The organism is Bacteroidota bacterium (assembly GCA_018831055.1).
In the GTDB taxonomy this organism is placed as follows: domain Bacteria; phylum Bacteroidota; class Bacteroidia; order Bacteroidales; family B18-G4; genus M55B132.
In genome coordinates this window covers 19,006-30,848 of sequence record JAHJRE010000161.1, presented here as the reverse complement: position 1 = coordinate 30,848, position 11,843 = coordinate 19,006, and the positions used below count along the sequence as shown (strand labels likewise).

General features: G+C 40.7%; 5 protein-coding genes. 2 read left to right on the top strand and 3 right to left on the bottom strand.

All coding sequences use genetic code 11. The features are described from left to right. Positions 1 to 5,735: PKD domain-containing protein (locus KKA81_10555; GenBank protein ID MBU2651365.1), on the bottom strand; the 5,735-nt coding region annotated here is incomplete at its 3' end. 556 nt (positions 5,736 to 6,291) lie between these two features. On the opposite strand from KKA81_10555, the gene msrB reads away from it, so the two are divergent. After that, entirely contained in the window at positions 6,292 to 6,846 is a 555-nt protein-coding gene (gene msrB, locus KKA81_10550; GenBank protein MBU2651364.1) for a peptide-methionine (R)-S-oxide reductase MsrB, read from the top strand. A gap of 94 nt (positions 6,847 to 6,940) precedes the next feature. Then, entirely contained in the window at positions 6,941 to 8,569 is a 1,629-nt protein-coding gene (locus KKA81_10545) for a PDZ domain-containing protein (GenBank protein MBU2651363.1), read from the top strand. Positions 8,570 to 8,582: 13 nt separating this feature from the next. Here KKA81_10545 and glmS read toward each other — a convergent pair whose 3' ends face one another. Both glmS and KKA81_10535 read right to left on the bottom strand, forming a co-directional pair. Next, on the bottom strand, positions 8,583 to 10,424 hold the full coding sequence (gene glmS / locus KKA81_10540; protein ID MBU2651362.1) for a glutamine--fructose-6-phosphate transaminase (isomerizing): 1,842 nt from the start codon (positions 10,422 to 10,424) through the stop codon (positions 8,583 to 8,585). Positions 10,425 to 10,493: 69 nt separating this feature from the next. Next, on the bottom strand, positions 10,494 to 11,828 hold the full coding sequence (locus KKA81_10535; GenBank protein ID MBU2651361.1) for a DUF4270 domain-containing protein: 1,335 nt from the start codon (positions 11,826 to 11,828) through the stop codon (positions 10,494 to 10,496). Positions 11,829 to 11,843: the final 15 nt, after the last annotated feature.

Genomic DNA, 11,843 nt, shown 5'->3' with positions numbered 1-11,843 from the left:
TAGTTCAGATTAATGCCTCCATGGGCATAAACCCTTATTGATCCATCGTTTACATCATGACAGGAAATATGCTGATACACCAGAGAATCCAAAACAATTGCATCAGGGTTAATTATAGTAAGGTTGGGAATATTGATAATACAACCATTGATATCCTCTACCTGCACCGTGTATGTGTTCCCTGCCAGGTTGTGGAAAATACCTGTTGTATTGGATATATTATCAGGAAGTAAAGTATATGTTAAAGTTCCTGTGCCCCCAAGCATATAAACTTCGATGATACCGTCATTAAAATTGTGGCAAGTAATATCCTGTATAAACAACGAATCAACAACAAGCTGATACGGACTATGTACCGGAATATTTCCTGAAAGAATGGAACATCCGTTCACATCGGTAACCATTACTGTATAAATATCGGCAGCCAATCCTGTAAATAGTCCCGAATAGTTTACAACATTACCCGGATTCAGTGTATAGGTATAAGCTAAAGTATCAATACCGCCACTGGCATAAACCTGGATACTGCCGTCATTAGATCCCGGACAGGATAAATGCTGAACATCCGTAGAATCGATGCTCATCGCATCAGGATTCACGATAGTAATAGTATCTGAAATAGCAGGTGGACAACTATTATCGTCTGAAACATAAATAAAATATTGTCCTGCATCCAAACCGGAAAATAGTCCCGTTACATTGGTTATATTATCCGGGTATAAAGTATAGGCCAGAGTATTGCCTCCACTGGCATAAGCTCTGATCCACCCGTTATTATCATCATGACAAGTGATGTTTTCATAGTTCAGGGAGTCTATGGTAATAGGGCCGGGCTCAAAAACCACGAGGTTGGGAATATCCAACGTACAGGCATTCACGTCCGTTACTCTGATCCAGTAATTGCCTCCATTAAGATTGCTGAAAATACCGGATGTATTGCTGATAGAATCAGGATAAAGTGTATAGTTTAAAGTGCCTGTTCCACCGGATACCTGTGCAACTATATGACCGTTTGCAGCATTATAACAGGTAACATCTTCAAGGTCAAGGAAGCCAAGAGTTAATGCAGGCGGATTAATTATCTGAACAACACTGCTCTGCGCCCTACATCCGTTGATGTCAATTACCAATATGCGGTAATTACCAGCCAAAAGGTTGCCAAAATACCCTGTATAGTTGACAATACTATCCGTTCCCGGATTCAGGATATAGGTATAGGCAACTGAATCGATACCACCACTTGCATAAGCTTGAATACTGCCGTCATTGACATCATGGCAGGAAATCTGCTGAACATCAAGGGAATCGACAATCAACAAGGGTGGATTAACGATAATGATAGTATCGGATAATACTTCAGGACAGGAGTTATCATCGGATACGCCTACCTGGTAGGTACCTCCCGCAAGATTATCAAAATAACCGCTTGCATTTGATATATTATCAGGATATAAAGTATAATTAAGATTAATACCTCCATGTGCATAAATCTGTATCCAACCATTATCATCATTATTACATGTAATATGATCATAAGAAAGTGAATCAATGACTATAGCATCGGGATTATTGATAGCAATATTGGGAGAAGTTAATGAGCAAGTGTTTTCATCCTCAATAACAACGTAATAGATATTTTCTGTGAGATTGGTAAAAATGCCGGTTGAATTTACCGTTGAATCCGGCCAAAGTGTGTATGTTAGACTGCCGGTTCCGCCCGAAGCATATATTTCAATGATACCATTATTAAAATTGTGACAAGTGATATCCTCAAAATCAAGAGAGTCGATCACAATCGGTAGAGGACTTAAAATTTCCAATGAAGATCTTTCTACAATACAACCATTGGCATCCACCACTCTCACCAGGTAACTTCCTGGTAATAAACCTGTAAAAAGTCCCGTTTGGTTGACAATACTATCGGATGCGGGATTCAGGATGAAATTATAAGCCAGACTGTCGATGCCTCCTGAGGCATAGACCTGGATGCTGCCATCATTACTTCCCGGACAGGTAAGGTGGCTCATCAACACGGAATCAATCTGCAATAAGGAGGGGTTAATGATTTCAATGGTATCAGAGCCCATCGAAGGGCATCCGTTAATATCATTCACAATAACATAATACATCCCCGCATCCAGTCCGGTAAACAATCCGGTTGAATTATGGATATTATCGGGATAGAGGGTATAATTCAAGTTCGTCCCTCCGCTCCCATAAGCATGGAACCATCCGTCGTTAAAATTATTACAGGAAATATGCCCGTAAGCAATGGAATCAATAAGAATTGGCGCAGGATTGTTAATAATAAGGTTAGGAATAGTGAAAATACATCCGTTAACATCAAGCACCTCAACATAATAAGAGCCTTCGTCGAGATTATGGTATAAACCTGTCATATTAACAATGGAGTCAGGAAATAAAGTGTAGGTTAATGTTCCGGTACCTCCCAACATATATACTTCGATTATACCATCATCAGCATCATGGCAGGTGATGTCACTTACTACCAACGAATCCAGTTCCAGTTGATACGGACTGCTGACCGTGACACTGTCGCTAAAAACCGTACATCCGTTAGCATCTGTAACAGACACAACAAAACCACCGGGAGCAAGTCCGGTGAAAAGTCCGGTGCTGTTGTATAAGCTGTCTGTTCCAGGATTCAGGACGTACTGATATGCTAAGGTATCAATGCCTCCTGATGCATAGGCCTGCACAATGCCGTCATTTGCTCCCGGACAGCTAAGATCTTGAGCTGTAATGGAATCCACTTGCATCAAAGGAGGATTGGATATCGTTACCGGACCTCCAACTACTGCCGGGCAATTATTGGAATCGCTTACCGATATAGTATATGAACCTTCATCAAGTCCCGTATAGATCCCTGTAATGTTCTGCAGGTTATCAGGCAGCAAAGTGTAAATCAATCCAGTACCACCGCTTGCGTAAACAGTGATCTGTCCGTCATCAAAATCATGACAGGTAATATGGGCGTAATCAATAGAATCAATAACAATGGGATCGGGATTCAGGATGGTTAACCCGGGAATATTCAGGATACAACCATTTGAATCTTCTATCCTGATATTGTATATGTTAGCTGCCAGTGAGGTAAATTCACCAGTCTGGTTTACAATGGAATCAGGCAGAAGGGTATAGCTCAAGGTTCCGGTACCGCCGGAAGCCTGAACATAAATGTAACCGTCATTTGCATTATAGCAGGAGATATTTTGCAGGAAAAGTGAATCAACTGTAATAGGATCCGGATCGATAACCTCAACCGAGTCGGCTAACGTTATACAGCCGTTTACGTCTTCAACAGAAGGATGATACCACCCTGCAAGTAGTCCGGAAAAAACTCCTGTAGCATTAAACCAGGTTGAACCTCCTGAGGTCAGGTTAAATATATAGGGTTGGGATGAAATACCACCGGAAGCATAGATGGTAACTATACCATCATTCATCCCGTGGCAGGAGATGTGATCCACAACAACACTGTCAATCAAAAGCTCGTCCGGGACTATGATATCAAATACATTGCTGGTATCCGGAGGGCAATTGGCTGTATCTTCTACAATAACATAATAGCTTCCATGACCAAGGTTGGTGAAAAGTCCTGTTGTATTTGATACAACACCAGGATATAAGGTATAGATGAGCGAATTGCCTCCGCTGGCAAATACCTGTGCCTGACCGAATTCTCCATAGCAAAAAGGTTGGGTAATCAAGAGACTGTCGATAACAATCTCGTCGGGTTCAGTAATCACAATGGTATCCGTAACAGCGGAACAAACAGTATCATCCAGGGTTATAATATAGGATCCTGGGGCAAGATTATTAAAATACCCTGTATTATTACTGATATTTGGAGGGAGCAAAGTATAGAGTACAGGTGTAATATGGCTTGTAGCGTAAACAGCTATCCATCCGTTATTGTAACCGTGGCAGGTCACATTGCCATAATCGGTACTATCAATAATAATTTCATCTACAATTACATCATAACTGATGGTGGAATCGCAACCAACAATACTGGTGGCTGTTAGTGAGACAGTAAAAACACCAGAGGTGGCATAAACATGTCCCGGATTTTGTAAATTAGAAGTATCTCCGTCGCCAAAATCCCAGTGCCATTGAACTATTGGAACGCTCGGACTAGGAATATGCCAATCTGAATCATAACCGTAACTTAGATCCGTAAAGAACATTGTATCTCCCAGACAAACAGGATCAAAAGAAAAATCAGGGTGAACTCCGGTGATGGTGATAGAACGGATGGAATCGGTAGAACCACACTTTGAATTTGAGGCCACAAGCCTGATATTATACGTACCAGGATGAGTGTATATATGCTGGGGTTCTATTTGACCGGAAACACCTCCATCTCCGAAATACCAAACATAATTTGTTGTTGAATCGCAATTACCTCCGTATCCATTCATGGAGGTATTGATAAACTGCACCGGAATTCCAACACAACCCATAGGTTCGTTTTCAAATCCTGCTTCAGGAGGATAAAACACAGTCAGACTGGGATACTGCATGGTAGCCGAGTTACACTCATTGTAGGCAGTGACGGAAACAGTAAATGCAGTTAGCCCAAATTCGCAGTGAGATTGTGTATATAAGTGAGTTATAGTATCATTGATAAAAGGTTGATTATAACCCCAGGTAACAGTTGTGCCATCGCCAAAATCCCATACATAATAGGTTCCGGTACTATTGTTCTCATAACCTTCGAGTTTGAATACCATTTCGAAAGGAGCACAGCCGGTGTTCTGGCCAATTGCACTAAGTCCAACATTAGGATTCGCCTGATTGGCAACAGTATATATACTGCTGCTATAACATCCGTTGGATCCGTATGCTGTAAAAACAAGATTGAATATTCCCAGTTGTGTATAAATATGTGTAAGCGGGAAATCCCCTGATTGAAGACCGGAACTGATTGCACCATCTCCCCAGTGAATAGTCATGCTATCTACACATGCCATATTGGGGGTTAGGTTTAAAACTGTCAAAGTATCGTTTGGATTGGAAGGATCGGGATTATTATGACAGTTGCTAAAGTTATATCCGGAAAGATCGGATAATGAAGGCTGCGGACGTCTTTTTACAGTAATTGTCTGGTAAATAGTATCCTTACAACCATGAAAATCCGTAACAATCAGCCTTACATTGTAATCCTGGTATGGATCGCATGAAGCATTGTTATATGCGTTATAAGCATGAGAAACCGTGGTGGAGGTTGATGTCAGGTTACTTCCATCCCCGAAATTCCACTGAAAACTTAATCCTGAACCAATAGATGTGCCGGAATTGAACAATATAGAGGATGTGGAGCAGGCACTGTCAGGTGAATGCGTGAAATTTGCCACCGGAAGTGGGGATACGTTTACCGGCCATGTATAGCTCTCACTACAACCAGAAGTGTCGTAAGCAATGAGCGATACTATATAAAAGCCAGTGGATACATATGTATGCTCTGGATTCACTTCGAAAGAGGTATTCCCATCCCCGAAATTCCATTCATAGTAATCTACCAAACCTCCAGCTAGTGTGTCGGTTTGGTTAATGAATGTGATATGATTGGCAGAATCACATGATTTTTGATAAGTAAACAAGGGATCCACTGGACATTGTGCTGATCCTTGTAAAGGGTTTAGAAAGAATAACCCTGCTGCTAGGAGAATGGAACTCACTGCTTTCGTTCCGGTACAACTTGCTTTCATAGGCCTGGAGATCAAGTTATGTTTAGTAAAAAGTTGAATTTCAGCGTGTTAAGCTTCGGAAGGCAACTTATGAGATTCTGGTTTTTGGGGGATCGGCTGTAATCCTTTATTTATAAGGAACCTGAGCAGTTAAGAATAAAAGATTACATGTTTTTTCTACGGATCGTCATTTATTTGGTTACTTCAGATTGGTCATCTAAAACCTGAAAATAATCCAGGAAATCTGGGCTTTTTGAAACATTTTTGCTTATGTAAAATGAGTCTTAATTAATACTTGGTCATTCCACTTTACTAAGCACTTTGTATCACAAGATTTTAGGAACGTTTCTAGGTCGGTTGGATCGTTGTCGACTGTTTCGTCAAAGATAAGGATGAAAAGATGCGAAGTCTATATCCAGGGCCAAATTTCAAGTAATTACTGACAATGAAGCAAGGGTTTTTACGGATAGCTGATGTGGATTAGGATTATTCTATTTTCACTTAAACGAAGTATAATTTCTGTCAACCTCAGATTACCCCGAAAAAGTATGATGATTCCTTAAACCAAGTATCATGAATGATTGTTGTTATAAGAAAGAAAATGAAAAGAACATTCTTTTTTGCTGTTATTTTTTTAATCCTGACTGGGTTAAGTAATGCTACCCTGAGTCAGGAAAAAAGGATAAAGAAAAATCAACATACCAATGAGTCTATGAGTAATAAGATCATTAAACCGGAGGAAGAATGGAAAACTATTCTTACCCCTCTTGAATATCATATACTTAGGGAAAAAGGTACTGAAAGGCCTTTTACAGGGAAATTTTACCTGCATAAAGAAACTGGAATATATCATTGCAATGCTTGCGGGAATGAATTGTTCCGTTCAGAAACCAAGTTCGATGCAGGATGTGGTTGGCCTAGTTTCTATGAGCCTATTAACAGGAACAGCATCATAGAACGCCTGGATACCAGCCATGGAATGATCCGTACTGAAGTCATTTGTGCCCGTTGTGAAAGTCATCTTGGACATGTGTTTAATGATGGGCCCAATCCTACAGGATTACGTTACTGTATCAATTCCGTATCCCTTGGCTTTGATGAAGAGGAAGGCGAAAGACAGACAGATCAGTGATCATTATTCTGACTTCAGCTTTCGGAATTTCTTCATTGCTTCTGCATAACCGCATAAATAATTCCTACTTTTGCATCATCTTCAAGCTCCTGTAATGAATAATCCAAGACATAGACTAACGATTTATCTTCCACTAATTCTCTCTTTGGTTCTTGTCGCCGGCATTTTAACCGGTTTGAAGCTTGCACCGGTCTCAATGTTTAATAAAAATGTGATTTCATTCAGGTCGGAACATTATAACAAGGTAAATGATATAATCAACTATATCCTTCAGGATTATGTAGATTCCATCACCAGAAACAATCTAACAGAAAATGCAATCCAGGGTATCCTTGATGAATTGGATCCTCACTCACAATATATTCCTGCCGAACAACTCGTTGAAGTAAATGAACAACTCATGGGTAATTTTGAGGGAATCGGCATTCAGTTCCGTATTGAGGATGATTCCATTTTAGTAATACATACTATCGACGGTGGTCCTTCTGAGAAAGTAGGAATTATGGGAGGAGACAGAATAGTGAAGATTAACGATTCCCTTGTGGCCGGAACCGGGCTTACCGACAGAGACGCAGTTAAACTTCTCAAAGGGCCGCGTGGCTCGGAGGTTGCAGTCAGCATTTACCGAAGAAGTATGCCTGAATTGATGGAATTCAATATCACCAGGGATGTAATACCATCATTCAGTGTTGATGTTTCATATATGGTCAATGATACAACAGGATTCATCAAATTAAACCGATTCTCTGCCACAACTTTTACAGAATTTAACGATGCGTTGAAAACCCTTATAAATTCAGGCATGAAGCATCTTATCCTGGATTTGAGAGGAAATACAGGAGGATATCTTCAGGCCGCAATAGAAATCTCAGATGAATTCCTGGAAGAAAACCAACTTATTGTTTTTACTAAAGGTAAGAACCGACCCGGTAATTATTCCTATGCCACGAAAAAAGGAAGATTTCATAAGGGCAGGCTTGTTATAATAATTGATGAGGGTTCAGCATCTGCCAGTGAAATTGTTGCAGGGGCGGTTCAGGATAATGACAGGGGTAGCATAGTAGGAAGACGTTCTTTTGGTAAAGGACTTGTTCAGGAGCAACTTAACCTTCCGGATGGTTCAGCTTTGCGCCTGACCGTCGCACGTTATTATACACCAACAGGCCGGTGTATCCAAAGACCTTACCAGAACGGTAAAGAAGAATATTATCATGAATTCCTGGAACGGGTAAACAATGATAGCATTATTGATACCACTTTTGTTGACACACTTGAATACCGGACAACAGCCGGTAGAATAGTGTATGGCGGTGGCGGTATCATGCCTGACGTAATCGTTCCGGAAAGGATACAAAAAGAACAGCAATTTCTTAATAAACTGGCAAGGAAAGGTTTAATTCATCAGTTTACATTGCATTACGTTGATAACCACAGGAAAGATCTTCAACAATACGATAACGTTGATTCTTTTATCCATTCCTATCAGGTTAGTGACAATTTGTTCCGGGAATTTATACGCTTTGCATCTGATAAAGGGGCGAAACCGGATAAAGAGCTTTCCATCAGTCAGAAAAAGGAAATTAAAATTTTCCTGAAAGCATTCATAGGACGTTATTTATATGACGACAAAGGATTTTATCCCATATATCACCAGATCGATGAATCCTTTCAAAAAGCTCTGGAAATAATTGATTCAGGAGATACCTTGTTAGTAATCAATTAAGTCATCTCCACCCTTATTCAACCGTAACGCTCTTAGCCAGATTCCTGGGTTGATCAACGTTGCAATTGCGCATCACAGCGATATGATAAGATAACAATTGAAGAGGTATTGTGGCAATCAGAGGCACCAGCAATTCTTCTGTTTCAGGAATTTCAATCGTGTAGTCCGCCAATTCTTTTACGGAAGTATCTCCTTCGGTTACAACAGCGATCACCTTGCCTTTTCTGGCTTTAACTTCCTGAATATTGCTGATCACCTTTTCGTAAATACCTTTATTGGGTGCAATGAATACTACCGGCATCTCTTCATCGATCAACGCAATAGGCCCATGTTTCATTTCGGCTGCAGGATAACCTTCTGCATGAATATAAGATATTTCCTTCAGCTTCAGGGCACCTTCAAGGGCAACCGGGAAATTATAGCCCCTGCCGAGGTATAGAAAATTCCTTACGTCTTTATATTTTTCAGCGATTTGCTTTACAACAGAATCGATTTTTAAGGTTTGTTCCACCTTTTCAGGAATGAGCTCCAACTCATGAATTATTTGATAAAACCTGCTGGTGGAAATCGTTCCCTTTATCTTCGCCAGTCTTAACGCCATTAATGTTAAAACGGTAACCTGTGCTGTGAATGCCTTGGTAGAAGCAACCCCGATTTCCGGTCCGGCATGGGTATAAGAACCGGCATGGGTGGCTCTGGCTATGGAGGAACCTACAACATTGCATATACCAAGGATGGTAGCTCCTTTTGATTTTGCCAGTTCGATGGCGGCAAGTGTATCGGCTGTTTCACCTGACTGAGAAATTGCAATTACTACATCATCCTCATAAATAACGGGGTTCCTGTACCTGAACTCGGAAGCGTATTCAACTTCTACAGGAATGCGAGCCATTTCTTCCAGCAGATATTCGCCAACCAGTCCGGCATGCCAGGAAGTACCACAGGCAATTATAATGATGCGCTTGGCATTAACAAGTTTAGGTTCAAAATCGATGATACCTCCCAAACGGACGTCACCTTTGATGGCATTCAACCTTCCCCGGAAACTGTCCTGTATGGACCTTGGCTGTTCAAAAATCTCCTTCAGCATAAAATGCTCAAAACCTCCTTTTTCCAATGCATTTAGGCTCATTTCAAGCTTCTGAACATAAGGAGTCTTTTCCCTGTTCTTGATGGTTTTTATCTTCAGTTCCTGGCCCCTTCTGATAATAGCAAGTTCTTGATCATCAAGATAAACGACATTTTTCGTATACTCGATAATCGGGGTAGCATCTGAGGCTATAAAAAAATCATCCTTGCCAATACCGATAACCAAAGGGCTTCCTTTTCGCGCAGCAATTAGCAAATCAGGATCATGCCTGCTCAAAATGACAATAGCATAAGCACCAATTACCTGGTTCAGTGCAATCCGAACTGCTTCAATCAGATCAACATTCTCATTGTTTTGAATATCTTCTATAAGGTTTATTAATACCTCCGTATCCGTCATACTTTTAAAACTATGACCACGGGAAATCAATTCCTCCTTCAGGGTAAGATAGTTTTCTATAATTCCGTTGTGAATGATAGCGAGATCCTCTGACTCTGAATAATGCGGATGGGCATTAATATCATTAGGTTCTCCATGAGTTGCCCATCGTGTATGTGCAATACCGATGTTACCCAGTATATCCTTATCTTTGATAAAATCTTCGAGGTCAGATACCTTTCCCTTGCATTTGTATACATTCAGGATTGAGTTGCTCAACAAAGCAACTCCCGCACTGTCATAACCCCGGTATTCAAGACGGTGCAAACCCTTGATCAAAATGGGATAGGCTTCCTTTGGTCCGATATAACCGACAATCCCGCACATATGATATTGGTATTAATGTTTTTCAAATCACTGCATTTATCCTGTAACCAATCAGCGCTTATACTGATACTACTCAACACGCGTGTATGTTACACCTAATTTTAATCTTTTTCCTGCAAGGGCAGCATCAGTGGGTTCGGTTCCGATCAGTTCAAAGCGGTCACCAATATATGACGCTCTGGTAATCAATAAATACATTCCATAATCTTTTTCAACCCCGTTGATGAGTTTCTGCACGTGTCGGGTTATTCTGAAAACATATTGATTGTCTGCTGAATCATACACTCCTCCAAAATAATTCTGAAACTGATCATCCAGAAGAGCAGAAGATCCATCCTCCGTAATTTTTATAAGTGCCAGCTGAGCCGGTGCTCCATAACCATCATTATCGTCGGGAGCTCCATTCAAAGTGAGTTTGGCTTCATTTACTGCAACCCTACCGCTGTCAGCAATCTTGCTGATGTCGGGCAAACGGATTTTGACCTTTATACCACCCATCGCCTGTAGATAAACCTTCTCTTTACCAAGTGATGTATCTGCATCCATTCCAAACCCTAACTGATTCCTGAATTCATAAGACCCGAGATCATAATCATGGACATAGCTTGTAAATCGGGCAGCCTTATCATTGATGATGAATGAGAATTGCAAAGAATCCTGGCTATCATTGTGATAATAAATTATAGCCTCAGAGGCGGAAGAAACAAGGTTAAAATACAACATACTACCGCTGAACGGGGAGGAAACAGGTTCTGTGACCAGTTTTAATCCATAAAAGTATTCCAGAAAGCCATCATTATCTGCAAAAACAGATGAAGAAGCTGTCAGGAACCTGTTGCCCAGCTCGTCCGATAACCTGACCATCAACTGAGGAACTTTGGTCTCACCCTGGATAATTACATTTGTTTTGGGCCTGGGATAAAATGCCTTGGATCCTAGTTCAATACCTTTATCCGTTGCCTCATCCACCGAGTAATAGCTGCTATCGATATTCAATTGTTCCGATAACTCGAAAACTTTTATGCTGATAGCCGTATTTGTATCTCCATAATAACCATTATAATCAAGAAAGAGAACTAATGAATCAAGAACCGGATTGGTCCCGAAACTATAACCGTTTTCGGAAAGTCTTATCTGAGTTGCAAATCCTGCTGTTGTCATACCAAAAACCGGATCCCAGTAACTGCCCAGAAGGTTATTTGTTGTTTCATCTGTCCTGACTGAATCCTCCCGAACGGAATGAGATGTCACCAGAATGTTATCCGTATGAAAAATCTGTGGGTTATTGCCGGCTTGCAACTCAAGACCTACCGTTTCAGGTTCCTTTTTGCAAGCGGTTGCTATAATCAGTGATACTAATAAGACAACAAGTACCAGGCAGCGTAATGAAATACAGGTTCTCAAGATTCGAATCAAATT

Bases quoted from the DNA above. Each gene is read 5' to 3' on its own strand.
- glmS (MBU2651362.1), bottom strand. From the start codon at position 10,424: ATGTGCGGGATTGTCGGTTATATCGGACCAAAGGAAGCCTATCCCATT.
- KKA81_10545 (MBU2651363.1), top strand. From the start codon at position 6,941: ATGAATAATCCAAGACATAGACTAACGATTTATCTTCCACTAATTCTC.
- msrB (MBU2651364.1), top strand. From the start codon at position 6,292: ATGATTGTTGTTATAAGAAAGAAAATGAAAAGAACATTCTTTTTTGCT.